The organism is Nostoc sp. ChiQUE01b, from assembly GCF_034531255.1.
In the GTDB taxonomy this organism is placed as follows: domain Bacteria; phylum Cyanobacteriota; class Cyanobacteriia; order Cyanobacteriales; family Nostocaceae; genus Nostoc.
Window position 1 is genome coordinate 1 of sequence record NZ_JAVRBM010000130.1, and the last position, 16,208, is coordinate 16,208.

A 16,208-nucleotide genomic window follows, 5' to 3' on the forward strand; every position below is an offset into this window, starting at 1 on the left:
ACATTTTCAGATTTGTTTTAATTTTTATTAGTAAATAAGATGCGGCCGCCCTGATCAATACGGTTCGGTTAAAGGGGAAAGGGGAAAGGTTTCAAATACATCCTTTACCCCTTACCCGAATGGCACGCTCGTTAAGTTGGAGAGTAGGCAGCGTAAGGATGCTCCAGGGGCAGGGGTGCAAGGGTGCTCCAGGGGAATTTCTAAATATCAGTTCGTATACCTTAAACTTCTTCTTTCTCCCCTGCTCCTGGAGCACAAGAGCTGCCTCAAAGATTTTCCCTTTTCTTAGTGCCATTCACCCCTTACTCCTTAACATGAACCCAGACCACAAGGGAAGTTCATACTGCTTATCTGAACCGTATTGGGGTAACGCCTGTTGTCGTAGAGACTCCAGTTGAGTCAGTGGCAAACGACCAAACTGACAATTATCAACAGAAATCCCTGGTGGCTGATGCTGTTGAAGTTGTGTCAACCGACCACCCCCCAAGTGAAGCGGATTTTGCTGCTGCGGCTAAGAAACTCGTTCCTCCATCTCCACGACGGATCGGACGTTCTGTTTCGGAACCATTGGTTCCGGAAAATCCTCAAGTCGAAGTAGTAGTTGCTTGGGATTTTTGGAAAGAGCAATCGAAAAAAACTGATCGGTATTTGAAGTCACAATTAAGGTTGTGGCAGGGTGGATGATGGGGAGGGAATTGGTGCGTTCGTGATTTATTAATTGCTTAACTGTCTTATCTGTCCTTGTATTTTTCTAATAATGCTGAGAATATATTTTAGTAATTACCAAGCTTACTTGATTGATGTAAAAAACTTTCTGTAAGTCTGTGTAATTTAAAATACGTATTTGATACAAAGTGGCAAAGTAAAAAGGCGATCGCAGATTTCTCACTAGTAAGTTTCAAAAGTGCGATCGCTACGATTATTACTTTCAGCAGAGGAAAATCATCAACCTTTGTTAAGTGGATTTGGACAAGTAAAGTTATTCAGCAGGAGTTTTACCATGAAGAGTTTGCATCTCATTAAAAAAGTAGTTGCTTTCGTTTTTATAGTGTTTAGCTTGAGTTTGATGTTTCAGAATTCTAGCTTTGCACAGGCATATTCTTTGCAAACACAAGATTCTGTTTATCTATTAAGTGCAACTAGTACATTAGCTCCTCCATCAAGGTCAACAACCCCTCAATTAGAGAAAATTGAATGGCAAATCACATCTGTTCCCATACGTCCACTTTTACCTGGAAAAGAATGGGAAGCTGAGACTATAGAAAATGGTAATAAGTTATTAATTAAACATGGAAACAAAGAAGCTTTAACGCTATTAAGCTCAGCAAATTCTCAATTAGAGAAAATTGAATGGGAGATTACATCTGTTCCCATACGTCCACTTTTACCTGGAAAAGAATGGGAAGCTGAGACTATAGAAAATGGTAATAAGTTAGTCATCAAACATGGAAACGAGGAAGCTTTAACGCTTGTCAGAAAACAATAGCTTCGCGGTTACAAATTAAAATGCATATAGCCCCAATACGGTTCGGTTAAAAGGGAAAGGGGAAAGGTTTCAAATACATCCTTTACCCTTTACCCCTTACCCCTTAACATGAACCCACACCACAAGGGAAGTTCATACTGCTTATCCGAACCGTATTGCATATTGACTTTCTTGAGGGGTTTGTCCAAGAAATCCAAGAACCGCCTGATGTAGTGCCGATATGATTGAACAGATGAATGAGCTTTTCCATCTAACCATAGACTAATCAACTTCGCCTCTGCCTGCACTGTCGGCAGAGAAGCGGTCGCTTTGTTAGCAAAGCGAGCGCACTTTTGTGAATATTTGCCTGAGTCAATTTTGTTTAAAATTAGTAGTTTTGAATACTAGTATTGAATGGCTTAGTTGACTTCATATCATAAGCAAAACTAATAAATTAACTAGTATAAGAGCAAATTTTGCACCAGAATATGATTCCGCTGTTATTGCAGAGAATTTTTCAAATGCTATTTGCTGTACAATGACAGCATACTATTGATATATATGCCTGCTCTGTCTCGCGCTAGAGGCGGGGTTTTACTATTTCTGTGTAAAACCTGCCCCACGAATTAAGTAGGTCGGCGCGAAAAAAACTTAACTATATATTTTTATTTCTTCTTAATGCGTGAATTTTGAATTCAAAAAATGGTCAATTAAGTTAACTCAATTACCGCTATCGGTAGCAAAGTCAATCGCTGCTTATTCTTTAGAATCTTAAAGCTCCAGTCCTCGTTTATAACTGCGTTTCTCTGATTGCTCCTGCTTTAATTGCTCATGCTGCAACTGTTGATTCCAATCGATAGCTTTGGGTTTGTTTGTTTTAGCCAGAGGTAACATTTGCTTAATAATCTGTGCTGTCTGGTCACCAGTTTCTGTATTATCATAAGCCAGTTCTATAGTCTTAATTGTTTTGAGAAACTCCACTGGTAGACTTTGGGGACTGTCGGCAACCAAATACATGGTTGTTGTTTGTGACACTTGAGCTTTTCTTGTCAACTCAATTATGGAAAGGGAGATGGCATCAATGGGAGATTTACATAAAACCACTCGTTCAACTTCATCAGTTGGTTTACCCCCCATGCAGAACCAAAACCAGCCGGAAGTACGTTTAGTTCCTTTCTCGTAGCCCATAAAGGTATTATCTTCACCTCGCGTCCCTCGCAAGAATGCCCCGTTAACCTGTTCATCTAACGAACGCATCACAAACACAGCATTTTGTTGCTCATCAGCGTAAATAAGACCCCGCTCTTTAAGAGCCTGAATCAAGTTTGATGCTAATTTTCGCTTAATAGTCAAGTAATGATGTACTCTTTGCCATTGGGTTTCATCGGCAACCGGAGGTAAGAACTGTGGTACTGGTTCAGTCTGGGCGATCGCCCTCGCCTCGACTTTAGCTTTATGCGCGGCTGCACGAGCGATGCCCGATTCGCCAAAGCGGTCATGAAGCCATGCTAGAGCGCCTCGAAAATTGCACTTGTTAACGTGCATTACCAAGTCAATAGAGCCACCGCCGCCCTTTTCTTGACTAGGGTGAAAGTCGTAGAACTTGGAATCAGCACTAATACTAATGATGTGATGCAGCCCTAGCCATCGCCGCAATTGCTTAGTGTCGCGGTCTAATCCCAACTGCCAAGCCACATCTTCCAGGGGTAAATCTCGCAGTTGGTCTAATTGCTGCCTGGAAAGATGGTTTTCTTTGACTAACTCAACAGCACGTTGTTCTGTTTCCTGGCGGGATTTTTCGGCAACTAGAACATTTTGAGCAGCTCGTTGTGATAATTGTCGTGTGAATTTGCGGTCAGCGAGTTGGTGGTTAATTGCGTGTAGGGCGGAATCAGCCTTAATGCGCTCAAATAACTGTTGTGCAGTTTCTCCTGGAAAAGGGGCGAGTCGGTCAAGTTCGAGGATTAAGGGTTCGCTGTTGACTGCTTGGTAATATTCCTTAACTTTAGTATGGGTTGCCTGACTACCTTTAACTCCCCGCGAGATGCCCAAGGGAGCTAGTGCCGCAGCATAGGAGTCCTGGAGTTTAGACATTTTAATGCTGGCTTGTCTGCCATTGCCGCCAAACATCTCCTTATGCGAAAGTTTCTTGGTGCGATCGTTGATTGGCACAACATAAGCATGAATGTGGGGTGTCGCTTCATCTAAATGCAACTCTGCCCGGATGCACTTATCGCCGTAATTCTCCTGCAACCATTTTTTAGAAGCATTGGCGAAATCCCACATTCTTTGGTCATCCCACTCGCCTGCCTTTGATGGGTCATGTGGGCGAAAGTATTCTGGGGATGCCGATAGAAAGATGTCACTGCACAACACCGCATCTTTGCGAGGTGGGTTTTTGGTGGTTCGGGCAATTTTCGCCTCCACCAATTCTTTTAGGGGTGGTTCCCCAAGACTACCTAGAAGTCTAATATTAGTTTTGGTGGGATCGGCATTAGGTGTATCCTGAAGCCGAGCAGTATGTGCTTCACTGCCACCGACATTACCAAAAGATTTTAATTTCTCCACCCGCAGTATTGCAAGAGCTACCATTTTTGTTAAGGCGACAAACGAGGAGTGACAGCCCCGCAGGGCGAACAAACTTTTGCGTCCGAGTGAGGCGTTAAGCCGAACGAGGATGGGCGAAGCCCACCCGCAGGGCGCGAAAGTGAAGTGAGTACACCATACATGGTAACCCCTCGAAATCCCCTTTTACCCGCCACCGCTACACCACCGAAAAACTCATTAGTGCCACTAAAAAACTCATCTGCACCACTCTTGAATTTGTCAATTACTTACTATTTTTTTAGCTTTTTATTGTTTTTTGCACCACTAAAAAACTCATTAGTGCCACTAAAAAACTCATCAATACCACTCTTCTTCTCACGGTATATTAATAGTGTGTTTTAATACAATTGAGTATTTGGTTACTTGTCATGGCTACACAAAAAAATAAAGATGTTGAATTACCCAGAATTAAACGCAATATCAATTCTCGGTCTGGAAAAGTTATTCACTATTTATTAACTCATGACTCAGACAAAGCTGCCACAGAGTTAGCGATGGAAGCAAATAACTCTTATTGGTTAGTTGAAGCCTTATCTGGTTTAGTTGGACAAGAGGAGTTAAACAAAGCTTGTTGGTGGGCTATCGACTCTTTAGTAGCAAAGCTGATTAAAATTATGAGGATTGGAGGTATTGAGAGATTGCCAACGTCTTACCAATTACTTTTAGGAACAGATGTTATTTCCAGTGCTATCTCTACCACTAAATCTGATAACGCTCTCGCTACGAATAATAGTTCACAACAGCAGTTGAATGAGGACGGTGATTATAGTGAAAATAATAATGATGCAGAAAATGAAGATGATGACTGGAATATGAATATCAAAGCAACTCCAGAAATGATTGCAGCTAATCTAGCACTTCAACAAAAGGAATAAAATGACTCCTTTAAATCAATCTGATCCAATTAAGCTCGTTTTGACTTGTGACTTGGGAGCTAGCCTCAATAAGATACTCGCTCAAATCTATCCTGATGGCGTACCATTCGTTATAACTCTGAGTCCAGAAGTTGCAGACGTAGAGAAAGAGTCTGTCAAAGGTCTAGCTGTAGAAGCTTCTGCTCAAAATGCAGCTTGGGTAGGGATAGGCTTGGAGTATTACGTTTTGGGTGATTTGGCTAGAACTGTCTTTGCTGGTACATCTGCTGTTCGTGACTTGAAATACCAGTATGCTCTACCTAAACTGGCTAGTTTAGTGTGGTTAGCTTGTCGTCATTTTAAGGTAGAAGAGGCTGAGGTTTATGTATACTTGCTCCTACCTCCTGGCGAAAAAAAAGATGGTGAGAAATTAGGTAAACAGTTGTATCTTGCACTGAAGCAAGGAATCATGACACCAACTGGGCGATTAAAGCTTAGACAACGTAATTTCTATGTTTCCAATGAAGGTGCGGGTGTTCTCTCACACCGTTGGCAGACTTTGGCTGGCGCTTATTCTCGACAGAGAATCGGAATGCTAATGTTAGGTTATCGCAACGCGAGTTTTATGCTCATTGAAGGTGGAAGCCAAACTCTAGCAGAATCTACTGATTTAGGGATGAATTGGTTAGTAGAACGATTTGTAAATCGTACTGCGGTTGGCTTATCTAAGGATGATTCAAGCGTCGTGAAAGCTTTGGTGTTGGCCGCTATCGGAGAGTTTAACGATCTACGCTCTTTATCACGTAAAACGAAACCGACTGAAATAGATACTGATTTAGCAGACTTTCAAGAATCTTTAAACCTTGTACGTCGAGAGTATTGCCGCGCTTTGTTACGGTGGATCAGAAATATCGCGTCCGTAGATGAAATTCTAATTTGTGGGGGTACTGGAGAATTCGTTCACAAAGAACTGACGGAGTATTTTACCCAAGAACAAATACCTATCGTGTGGAATGGTGGGGTAAAAATTCCGGCTAATCTAGATACTAAGAATTTAGGAAATAGGCTGGCTGATGTTTGGATTTCTCATCTAAACCATATTGAGATGCTAGATGCCAACTTTGGTTACGAACGTAAACAGCCGTTAGTTCCTGAACCAGCAAAAGAGCCTAAACTCGAACCATTACCCCAAGTAAAGTTAGAACCTGAAATTAAGAAGCCGATTGGTGAAACCCGACCCAATCACGATCCTTGGAAAAACTTTTTACCAATGAAAGAAGGCATATAGATATGGATAGTACAGAGCAACTGGCCCAAGAGGCAAAACAACATAGCTTTGATCAAAGGTCTGTAAATATATTTGAGAGTGTTTACCAAGATGCAGGGGTCACCAGCATCAAGAGTATGAGCATTAAAGACAGCGATCGCATCCTATCAGTGTTAGCTCAAGAACAGGCAACACCTGAATTTATCAGAGGATTCCTAATTCATGCATGGCAAGAAGGCATACCAGTTGATATAGTCCAACATATTCTGAATAGCGATCGCGACGGGGATGGGCGTACTCTTGCACAAGAATTGTTCACTGATGGTAGCGATCCGTTTGAAGCAGATCAGCCCCAACGACAGTTCCGAAACGGGTGTACCAAAGAGATAGAGCTTTAACTTGTTATGAGACACCTAACTTTAGTTAGGTGTTTTAATTAACTAAAGTTAGGTGAAAGATTTGATGTTTGTTCAGTGCAGTTTTAACTAAAAATAGATAGACTTTTGACAGCTTGAAATTTAGAGTTAGGAGGTTGTATGAGCAATATATTAATCAAGCCGAAAAAGGACGTGAGAGTCCACGATAAAAACTTATCTACTCATCAAAATCGTAGAGAAAGCTTGGAGACATTAGTATTTCAAAAACTTGAGCAAGGTGAAGATCCAACTCAAGCAATAGCATTTCTCACCTACTTGAAAAATACAGAGCTGGAGAAAGAGCAACACAAACGGTTACGGCAAGAAGCCCAAGAGAAGTCAGTGTTTAGCTCTTTGCAAAGAGTAATGATTACTGCCTTCGCCATTCTCGGTATGATTGCATTCTTCGACAGGGTATTTAATGCCCAGGAATTATCTAAAGCTGGTGCAACACCGCCTGTTGTAAATAATCAACCAAGAATAACCAACTAGAGATATTGTTTTCGGTAGTTTTGGCGCGAGAGCTTTTGAGATTTTCTCTGTGTCCATTGAAAGAGTGGAGTAAGCTGTTGGACATCAATAAAAGATGACTGGTAAGTAGTATTAAGAGTATATCTGGCAATTACATTTGCTAAAACACGCAAGCAACGCAAGGGCTGACTTGTGATTTGTTCTTCAGCGAAACGCAATACTATCCAGTTAGCTTGGACAAAACATTTGTTGCGGTAATCATCCATACCCACGCAGTGAATCTGTTCCCCACTAAAACTAAATGGTTCATCAATCTCCAAATCTATATGCAAGTTTGTACTTGGTTCCACGACAACAAAATCAGCGCTATAAGGGCGGTCGTGACCGGGGGGTGAAAACTGCTGTTGGGATGAAGCACACGACCCAAAGTAATGTTGCAGTATCTTGCCAAACTCTAATTCCGAAGCGCCCAATCGCGTGTTTTCGTTTGATTCTGAAGGTAGAATCAATGGCTGAAATTTGCCTGATTTGACGGCAGTCGGCACAAATATTATTGGATAACAAGGACGATTAGGACGATTATTCATGGCTGCTTTAATTTCTCAACTTTTTAATCTGATTGAACAGCAGAACCCTCTGATTGCAGTGGAGTCTCCATTACAGGAGCGAGTAAGGCTACTTGAAATGCTTAGTGAGGAATGCGCCTTAAGAAATATTAACTGCTATTTATGGATGTTGGAGGACGATCTACTTTATCAGTTGCACATTAATGAGCGACAATTAAGCTTAGAACAATTAAGTGAATATAAGCCGAATACGACTAAGGCTGTACGCGAAGATTATTTTGAAATTCTGCGATTTTGGAAAACGACTTCTCAACAAGGGGTTTTGATACTGGAGGGGATATTTCCCTGGATTGGTCAAGCAACTATTGACTCTGATTTTTTCCTGACTGGGGAGTGGATTAAGTCAGCGCTGATCAATTTGAAACTCTATAATCAAGATTCCCATAAAACAGCCGTATTGTTAGGGCCAAACGCCAGTCTTTCATCTGATATAGCGGCTCTAATTCCTACTATTACTCAAGAACTGCCGACAGTAGAGAAGGTCACTGCTCACTTAGAGTCAATCTTGCCCACTACATATAGCTCCATAGAAATCGGCGAAATAGCAAACGCCTCTGTAGGAATGTATTTGGCAGATATTGAGGCAGGTCTTAAAAGTGCGATCGCCGAAACTACTGTTGAAATTCAAGAAGTTTCTTTAGCAGACAAACTCTCTAATTACAAAATTAGCCTATTTAAACGAGTCTACAATATTGAATTTTTCCAGCCTTCGGCTCACGCAGTTGGAGGACTAGAACTGATGCAAGAAGTGTTTAGGAAATACAAACGTTTGTTAACACCAAGCGCGAAAGCGTACAATCTTAAGCTACCAAAAGGGGTGTTATTGGTAGGGCCACCAGGAACAGGAAAATCCCACTCTGCCAAAGCTTGCTCCCAAATCTTGGGATTTCCACTGATTGTTTTGGAATGGAGCAGTTTTCGTAGTTATGGTAATGAGGCAGAATATAAGCTCAAAAAGTTGCTGGGGCTGGTAGATCGGATTAATCGTGTACTTCTGTATTTAGACGACTTTGATAAGGGATTTGCAGGAGATGATGATTTGTCCAGACGACTGGCAGGAATGCTGTTGACCTGGATGCAAGAACGGACTAGCGAAGCAGTAGTTATAGCTTCAGTAAACAACTTGGACTACTTGCCCCCGGAACTAACTAGAGCCGGACGATTTGATGACATCTTCAAAGTCGATTTGCCAAACAATGGAGAACGCTACGAGATATTCAAAATTCACCTGGGACGTTTTGATCGGCGCTTCCTCGATGGAGGAGATGCCTTTACTGAACAAGAATGGCGTCGGCTACTCAAGGAAACACATCGCTGTGTTGGTGCGGAGATTCAAAACATTGTGGAAAGGGCCGCAGCCAACACTTTCTGTGCGATGTTTCCCACTGATGTACCGCCAACTAATGAGCCTCCTGCTTTGGAAATCACGCTGTTGTCCTTATTAGAAGCAAGGCAGAATATCAATCCTTTGGCCATCAGAGAAGCTGACAAGATTGAGAGAATACGAAACAAGGCCTCTCTACAGGGACTACCATCTAGCCCCATCGATGACTCGGTTTACAGCACTGGCAATATCAATATCTTTAGTTGATTATGTTTCCCCTTGCGCTCAAAAGCAATCCTTATGCTCTTGTTTTTAAGGTTATCAAAATTGCTGGCCCCTTCTTAGGGCTATCACTGATATTAGGAGCAGTTGCTAACTGGTATTTGCAAAGCTCTCCTCAACAACTACCGCTCAAATATAAACTCATTCAGGGAGAGCGAACTTTTTACCTAGAGTCAGCCTCATTACCAGAAGAGTTACATAAAGGGCTAAAGTTTCGGACTTTTTTAACGAGTGATAAGGGGATGTTATTTAACTTAGGTAGACGACATACTAACGCGGGCTTTTGGATGTACAAAGTCCAAATCCCACTTGACATTATTTATCTAGATAATGGTGTGGTGACAAAGGTGATTGATAACGTACTCCCATGCCCAAAACAACCATGTCCTGTTTACTATGCTTCTAGTGCTACTCATGTCCTGGAGCTAAGAGCAGGACAAGCCAAGCAAGTTCATATCCGACCAGGGATAAGACTGAAATTTTTACCATTGAATCAGCCAGATTCAGGTTTTAGAATGATTGATTCTTCACGCTAACTAATTATTTTTTCTTATTATTGACGAATGTATTGTTTCTTCATAAATTACTTGAATTAAGACAAGCGCGTTCACCTAACATTTAATATATAAAAGTAGCAGTATATTGACATTATGATCCGTATAGTAATTATTGAAGGGCAGGGTCTTTTACGCTTGGGATTGGTCAATGCAATATCGCAATCCCCAATTATGGAGGTTTGTGGAGAGGTAGCTTGTGCAGCAGAGGGCATTAAGTTAGTTGCAAAAACCTTACCCGATATTGTGATTATCAATATTTCTTTACCAGATATGGGTGGTATTGAAGCCACAATTGCAATTAAACAACTGTTTAACTGCAAAGTGCTAATTTTGACGCATCAAGATGACGAAGAAATAGTGACCCTGGCATTAAGTGCTGGGGCTGACTCGTATTTGCTTTCGACTTCTGAGCCAGAAATTCTCAGATACGCAATTGTTAAGACAAAAGAAGGAGAATGTTGGATCGATCCAAAAGTCTCAAAAAAATTTTTAACCAATAACAGCAATATCAAAGAGGAGAAACACACAAACCTGAAGGGAAAAAACTTTAGAGTAACTTTAACAACCACGGAACTGCGAACACTTAAGTTAATGGCACGTGGTTTATCAAATGAGCAAATTGCAGAACTGATGAATGTAACAGAAGGTACGGTCAAATCCTACGTTCATTTGGTCAACAAGAAATTACAAGCTCACAACCGTGTTCATGCAGTTATGCGTGGAGTCAAACTTGGATATTTTAATTACAACACCGTAATTTTTGAAGTACTAAATGCTTGTCCTGAAAAAAGATACCAGCCATCATAACGAGCAACTGTTGAATCAAATCGAAATAAAGGAGTGTAAGTTTTGGAAATTAAAAATGCCGTATTCAAGAAGGCAGAAGGCAGTCCCAATGAAACAAGTTCCACCACCAAGCATGAAAGTATCTTTCTCCCCCTGCCTCCCCTGCTCTTTCAAGTCACGAGGCAGAGGGCATCAGACATTCCAACTGAAGCTTCCTGCCTCCTGTCCTCTGCCTTTGTTGGTCTTGGTAATACTTGCTTTTTCGTTAGTTATAGGGTCATGTCAGGCTAATAATGTTGATGCACAGACAAATGCAGAATTGCGTAGGGTTGAAGGATTAGTCAAAAGTACACCCCCACTTCATAAAGTTTCGTGGAAGGTTTGTGGGGTACAAAAAATTGTCTCTATGTCTCGTAACCTCAAAAATCAATGCTTAGAATCAAGTCAGTTAGTCTGGGGGCCAGCTGGACAATATGAAATGGTGCGGAGGCGAGAGTTCACTACGGGGATAGACTTACATTTGTTTGCCAAGTCACGAGGATGTTTGATTAAGGGTGAACCCGCAGCCGAAGGTTATTACTTGATGAAGGATTTTCATGTAGGGGCAGCAAATGAAGAAGCTACCCTTCCGAAACCCACATCTGATATCAAAATTCAGCAATTGACGACCAAAGAAAAAGCAGTTGCACTGTATAAATTTTTAACTTCCGAACCAGATCCTGTATTAATGGGAATCCGTAGCAGATATGAATGCCAAGCTAAACAAGAGTGGCTTCGTAATCCCTAGCGGCAAGCTGGCGCAACAGTCGGGGATTCTACCTCGACTGAACATTCCCTCGCACAAGAGCCTCTTCACGAACTCTTTGTTGTTAAAAATAAAACAAGTAAGAAAGAAGGGAAGAAAAAGAATGACTAACTTAACTGCCAAGAAACTAACAGCTGAAGAACCAACTTCAATCCAATCAAATGATGAACAATCAAATGTTCAAATGGATAATTGCAGATTGGTAATTGTTACTGGTGATAAAGGGGGCGTGGGTAAAAGTACTTTTGCTAGAGCTTTACTACAAACATATTTGGATAACAAGCGAGAGTTTGTAGCATTTGACGCTGATACATCAAACCCACAGATCAGAAGATTTTACGGCAATGAATGCGACGTTCAGCCTTTTGATATTTTTACTAGAGGTAAAGCCGACGCTTTTCTGGACGATTTGAGAACATTCATGTCACCACGTGTCAAGCCAGGAGAATCAATTTTACCTAGAGGTAAATTCTTATTTTTACTAGAGTTACCATCGCAATCAATTCAATACTTTCGGCTGTTTGAGAAAGAGATGGGCTTTTTTGAATTATTGCAAAAGGAGCTTCATTCACGAGTAACAATGACAGCAGTAATAAACCGGACAAAAGATTCTGTTAACCAGTTACTGCAAATGCATGACTTTTGCAATGGTCAGGTTGATTATCTGATAGTAAAAAACTTATTTTTTGGAGAGACAGATGCCTTTGAAAGATATGATAATTCTTCAAAAGTCAAAGAACTCAAAGAAAGTGGGGTCAAATTACCAGAAATATATATGCCAGATTTAATAGCTCATGCCTATGATTACCTCGATGAAAATAACTATTCTTTTGCCCAAGGAATAGCACAAAATGAAAAGTTATCAGTTAGGGGTAGAGTTAGTCGTTGGATGGAGAACTTTAAGGAATCAATTACTCCAGTAAAAGACTTGTTGGGACTGAAAGATGTCACTCTCTCCTAGACGTTTGATTATGACTGTAGGTGATTCTCGTGTTGGAAAATCTACAGTTATGAGATTGTTAATTGATTTATTTTATGCCCAAAAGAAGCTGATTAGAATTTATGACCATGATACCCGTTATAAACTAGCTGCTTATTCCCAAACAGTTCCAATTGAAAACATAGATTTTTTTCGAGGCGGAACTGACATCATCCTAGAAGAATTCAAAGGTAATTGTGACGCGATCGCTGTTGATATGCCAGGGCAGTATTTAGATAAAGTTTGTCAATACATTTACAAAGTGCATTTATTTAAACTACTTAATGACTGTGGCTGGCGGCTAACTTTTTTACATCCGATATCTCATAGATTAGATTGTCTAGAATACTTGGAACAATTGCTAGAGTTTATTGGTTCGGCGGCTGATTATGTAGTAGTGAAAAATCAATATTTTGATAAACAGTTTAGCCAGTATCAGCGCTCGCCAGTATATGAAAAGTTGGCTAGATTCAACGGCACTGATATTATCTTAAAAGAGTTGAATAAGTATAGTTACGAAACAATAGAGAGTATGGGCTTGCCTTATTCAGCAGTAAGTAAGCATCTAGAAATCTATTCGGTATATCGAGCCTATACTTATCGTTGGGCTAAAAGTTTTTACTCTGCTGTGATAAATAATTACACTGCGAAAAATTACTTGGGATTGACTAAATCTCAACGGTTAGAAGAATATGAATACACTTTCTGAAGCAGAAAAACAACGCATTCAAGAGCTTTCATCAGAGATTGGATTTGACCCAGAAGACCCAATGTTTCAAATCATGAGCATACTGGGGAACTTTGAGGAGATGATGATTCAATTTCCTGCTCAAATGGAGGCACTTTTAGAAGCAGGCGGATTAATGATTGACCAAAAGTTACAATCAGCTAGTAAAAGCGCTGAGGTGATGCAACACGCAGTCATTACCGCAGCTGTTAAGGATGTATTGAAGCAAGAAATGCAAAGGTTCAAGCCAGGGGTATCTTTGGGTGTTGAAGCTCCTCAAATTGGTAAGGTAAAACTAGGCTTTTGGCCTATTTCTGCTATCCTTGGCGGCATGATTGCTGTGGGTGCAATCCTTGGTTCGCTCACTACTCAAAATGTAATTGCTAATTATATTAGCGATCCCACCACTGGGTTTACTGCCAATGATATCAAGCTTCTGCAATGGGTAAACTCAACTGAGGGGAAACAAGCCCGACAGTTAATTATAGACAACAGAACTGACCTTGAGGTTTGCCGCCGGGACGACCGTTTACTGGGTCGCTGTGTAATTAAAATCAGGAAGTCCAAGTGATTAGCCTTTCATAATACCAAAACCAAAAGTTTTACTTTCTCTAAAAGAGAAAGTCGTAGAAATCGCTATATTCGTTGGCTTAATTGTTCTAGCGATTTATGAATTTGATATAAATGTTATGGAAGCAGCATTTTATTTGCTACTAGCGGCAATTATTTCCCCTTTCTCCAAAATTGATAAGCCAGCAAAGCGTTAGCGAAGCTCGCAGTTGGCGAAGCCTCTCGTAGAGAAGGCATCGCTACTGACTTGTAGTTTCATTGGAGGTACTTTAATGGGCTATTTCAGTTAATCGTCAATCTCTGGGCTATTATTTTTTTGCTGCTTGCGTTGTTGAAGGCGTGATTGTAATTGTCTTTGTTGCTGTTGGCTATTGTCAATAATCTGCCTAATCTCTTGTTTCTCAAGGTTGTCCTGTAAAATTGTAAACTCTCTACTGTCATCTTTCTCGGCTTTAAAAGCTAGGTTTGGGTATGTAGGTTGGGGATTAGTGCGTTCGACGCTAACAATCTGTTTATTATCTTGTACCCGAAGCTGGGTTTTATACCCATCAATATCATATCCGCGGATTTGATTACCCAGGCTCTTACCCTTGGTGATAATATTGTCCATTACTGTTCTGATAAAAGACTTTTTCGAGTTATCTGTTAAACGTGCTTCTAGAAGTGCTTCACTTTGCCTTTGAGTCTTACGCAAAGATTTCTCTCGTTGTTGGATTCGTTGTTTAAATTGCTCAAGTTGGGACAGCACACTTTGCTGTCTCGGCTGAGTATTCTGCGGAGATTCCACTCCAAATTTGTTCAAGTACTGGGAGAGATATTTTGTTTTTAGTTGCTGCCTATATTCTTCAAGAGGCTGACCTTTGGATAATAGCTGCCCTAATTCTAAACTTGCTTGCTGTAACTCTTGAGGAGATTTTTGGAAATTATTAGCGCCAACTGTATTAACTCTTTTTGAAGATTTGGATTCTTTTAGTATTCGGTTAAGTCGGGCAATCATCATATTATCTGAGATGCCCACAGGATTAATCTCTCTTACCTTTTCTAAAGTTGAAGTTTTTCTTTCAGGCATAATTATTATTTTGGAGAACTCCTCAAGGAAGTTTCAGTAAATTATAACTCGATATCACGAGATTTACGCTGATTACTTGACTGGCGTTTAGGAGAATAATTAGTATTATGTTTGTTTGGAGATTCAGGCGAAGTATAACTACTAAATTGTTGTTGCCCAGATTTAGCAGATTCTAACTGTACTCTTTTAGCAATTAATCTAAGATTATTCATATCCTCTTCATTAACTTTCACGATCTGAGTTTCATTAGTATTCGTATCAATCTGGACAGCAACTCTTTCTAATCCCTGATTATCTTCTTTAATTAATTTAATAGATGAACGACCTGTATGCTGATTAATTCCAGATTTAATTCTGTACTCTCCTACTTGTAAATGTTTACTCCCTACTGTCTCCATAATCGTAGTAAGCAGTTGTGATACTTCTGATATTTGGAGATTATTAATAACTTTTTGAGTTCCCAGAGGGGCAAGAGAGCCAAGGTTTTGCTTCAGCGTTATAGCATCTTCATAAAATGAAGGTAATTTGCTACCTTGATTCAGGTTATTAGCAATATTTAAAAATTCTTGTCGCTCTATAGAGAGCATATTAAAAGGAGGCTTAATAATTTTTATTTTATTTTTTGAGGCAATTTCAAACTGCATTAGTGGAAAGCTAAAGTAACTATCCTTTTCATCTACCGCACGGTGAATGCTGATTTTGTCGCCAAATTTTCTAATGCTGAAGGCTTCAGTTCTGTAAACAAAACTGCCGTCATCCTCCTTGCCTCCATATTGGTCAATCAGTTTTTTAGCAGCCAGGGCAATTTCTTTATTTTCTTTTTGTATTAAAAAACTTCTGGGTAAATTTTGAGCATAATTTGGGACTTTTCGTTGTTCTGCCCAGTGTTTTTGTAAGTTAGTTTTAGTGCTTGAGCTATTAACGTTATTCTGTGTAAATGATGAATTTTGTACAGCATCAGCATTTTTACTAGTATAAGCTGATGAATCAAGGACAATCTTTTGAGGCTCACTAGTTGCAGAATTCTCTTGTATTTTCTGTACTAAATTGTCAACTTGAGCAGAGTCCAAATTAGCCGGATTCGCTGTAACTGTTCCGTCTGCTTGTTTTTCGTAAAGATTGATTTCTCTACCATCTCTGAGGAAAATTGTGAATCTTAAATCAGGTGGTGGGTTTTGCTGTTGCCACTCCTGCAAGGGTAAAGCTTCAGTCATTGCTTTTTGGTAAGACTCAGCCCCATGAGCGACAATCAAATCGTCAATGCCTTTCTCTGGCCCTGGCAATGAAACTACGCTGACTTTCACACCCGCAGTTTCTAATAATTCTCCAGTTTTAGCGATCGCTGCAAATAGGGGTAAAAGTAGCGAAGCTGTCACCAGCCGCCACGTAATGCCTGAAAAGCT

General features: G+C 40.4%; 17 protein-coding genes. 13 read left to right on the forward strand and 4 right to left on the reverse strand.

Annotation, left to right across the window (positions count from 1 at the left end; translation table 11 throughout):
• Positions 1-402 precede the first annotated feature (402 nt).
• A complete protein-coding gene (locus tag RMY63_RS39100; protein WP_322733815.1) occupies positions 403-684 on the forward strand; it encodes a hypothetical protein in 282 nt (93 codons plus the stop codon).
• 316 nt (positions 685-1,000) lie between these two features.
• On the forward strand, positions 1,001-1,486 hold the full coding sequence (locus tag RMY63_RS39105; protein WP_322733816.1) for a hypothetical protein: 486 nt from the start codon (positions 1,001-1,003) through the stop codon (positions 1,484-1,486).
• A 750-nt stretch (positions 1,487-2,236) separates the two neighbouring features.
• Here the strand turns inward: RMY63_RS39105 and mobV are convergent.
• A complete protein-coding gene (gene mobV, locus RMY63_RS39110; RefSeq protein ID WP_322733817.1) occupies positions 2,237-4,057 on the reverse strand; it encodes a MobV family relaxase in 1,821 nt (606 codons plus the stop codon).
• A 383-nt stretch (positions 4,058-4,440) separates the two neighbouring features.
• Between mobV and RMY63_RS39115 the strand changes: the two genes are divergently transcribed.
• The 4 genes from RMY63_RS39115 to RMY63_RS39130 all read left to right on the forward strand — a co-directional run bounded on the left by RMY63_RS39115 (position 4,441) and on the right by RMY63_RS39130 (position 7,101).
• Positions 4,441-4,947: a hypothetical protein gene (locus RMY63_RS39115; protein WP_322733818.1), complete on the forward strand. Its 507-nt coding sequence runs from the start codon at positions 4,441-4,443 to the stop codon at positions 4,945-4,947.
• Between the two features lies 1 nt (position 4,948).
• Positions 4,949-6,214 (forward strand): ParM/StbA family protein, encoded by a 1,266-nt coding sequence (locus RMY63_RS39120; protein ID WP_322733819.1) that lies wholly within the window; start codon positions 4,949-4,951, stop codon positions 6,212-6,214.
• Positions 6,215-6,216: 2 nt separating this feature from the next.
• Positions 6,217-6,591 (forward strand): hypothetical protein, encoded by a 375-nt coding sequence (locus tag RMY63_RS39125; RefSeq protein ID WP_322733820.1) that lies wholly within the window; start codon positions 6,217-6,219, stop codon positions 6,589-6,591.
• Between the two features lie 138 nt (positions 6,592-6,729).
• Entirely contained in the window at positions 6,730-7,101 is a 372-nt protein-coding gene (locus RMY63_RS39130) for a hypothetical protein (RefSeq protein ID WP_322733821.1), read from the forward strand.
• Here RMY63_RS39130 and RMY63_RS39135 read toward each other — a convergent pair.
• Positions 7,098-7,667, reverse strand: coding sequence for a hypothetical protein (locus RMY63_RS39135; RefSeq protein ID WP_322733822.1), 570 nt, complete (start codon positions 7,665-7,667; stop codon positions 7,098-7,100). The genes RMY63_RS39130 and RMY63_RS39135 overlap by 4 nt on opposite strands.
• Here RMY63_RS39135 and RMY63_RS39140 point away from each other — a divergent pair.
• The 7 genes from RMY63_RS39140 (at position 7,666) to RMY63_RS39170 (ending at position 13,737) form a co-directional block, all read left to right on the forward strand.
• Complete coding sequence (locus RMY63_RS39140; RefSeq protein ID WP_322733823.1) at positions 7,666-9,297, forward strand: ATP-binding protein; 1,632 nt, start codon at positions 7,666-7,668, stop codon at positions 9,295-9,297. The two genes, RMY63_RS39135 and RMY63_RS39140, sit on opposite strands and share 2 nt — an antisense overlap.
• Positions 9,298-9,299: 2 nt before the next feature.
• Positions 9,300-9,848 (forward strand): DUF192 domain-containing protein, encoded by a 549-nt coding sequence (locus tag RMY63_RS39145; protein WP_322733824.1) that lies wholly within the window; start codon positions 9,300-9,302, stop codon positions 9,846-9,848.
• Positions 9,849-9,962: 114 nt separating this feature from the next.
• The gene (locus RMY63_RS39150) at positions 9,963-10,676 is read left to right on the forward strand and encodes a response regulator transcription factor (protein ID WP_322733825.1); all 714 of its coding nucleotides are present in this window, start codon (positions 9,963-9,965) and stop codon (positions 10,674-10,676) included.
• An 88-nt stretch (positions 10,677-10,764) separates the two neighbouring features.
• Positions 10,765-11,442 carry a hypothetical protein gene (locus tag RMY63_RS39155; RefSeq protein WP_322733826.1) on the forward strand — a complete coding sequence of 226 codons (678 nt, stop codon included), beginning with the start codon at positions 10,765-10,767 and terminating at the stop codon, positions 11,440-11,442.
• A gap of 76 nt (positions 11,443-11,518) precedes the next feature.
• Complete coding sequence (locus tag RMY63_RS39160) at positions 11,519-12,421, forward strand: chromosome partitioning protein ParA (protein WP_322733827.1); 903 nt, start codon at positions 11,519-11,521, stop codon at positions 12,419-12,421.
• Entirely contained in the window at positions 12,405-13,148 is a 744-nt protein-coding gene (locus tag RMY63_RS39165) for a hypothetical protein (protein WP_322733828.1), read from the forward strand. The genes RMY63_RS39160 and RMY63_RS39165 overlap by 17 nt, the downstream gene beginning before the upstream one ends.
• Positions 13,132-13,737, forward strand: coding sequence for a DUF6753 family protein (locus RMY63_RS39170; protein ID WP_322733829.1), 606 nt, complete (start codon positions 13,132-13,134; stop codon positions 13,735-13,737). The genes RMY63_RS39165 and RMY63_RS39170 overlap by 17 nt, the downstream gene beginning before the upstream one ends.
• A 285-nt stretch (positions 13,738-14,022) precedes the next feature.
• Here RMY63_RS39170 and RMY63_RS39175 read toward each other — a convergent pair whose 3' ends face one another.
• Together RMY63_RS39175 and RMY63_RS39180 are read right to left on the reverse strand one after the other, a co-directional pair.
• Positions 14,023-14,805 (reverse strand): hypothetical protein, encoded by a 783-nt coding sequence (locus tag RMY63_RS39175; protein ID WP_322733830.1) that lies wholly within the window; start codon positions 14,803-14,805, stop codon positions 14,023-14,025.
• 41 nt (positions 14,806-14,846) lie between these two features.
• Positions 14,847-16,208 (reverse strand): DUF3854 domain-containing protein (locus RMY63_RS39180; RefSeq protein WP_322733831.1); only part of this gene is annotated, 1,362 nt, incomplete at its 5' end.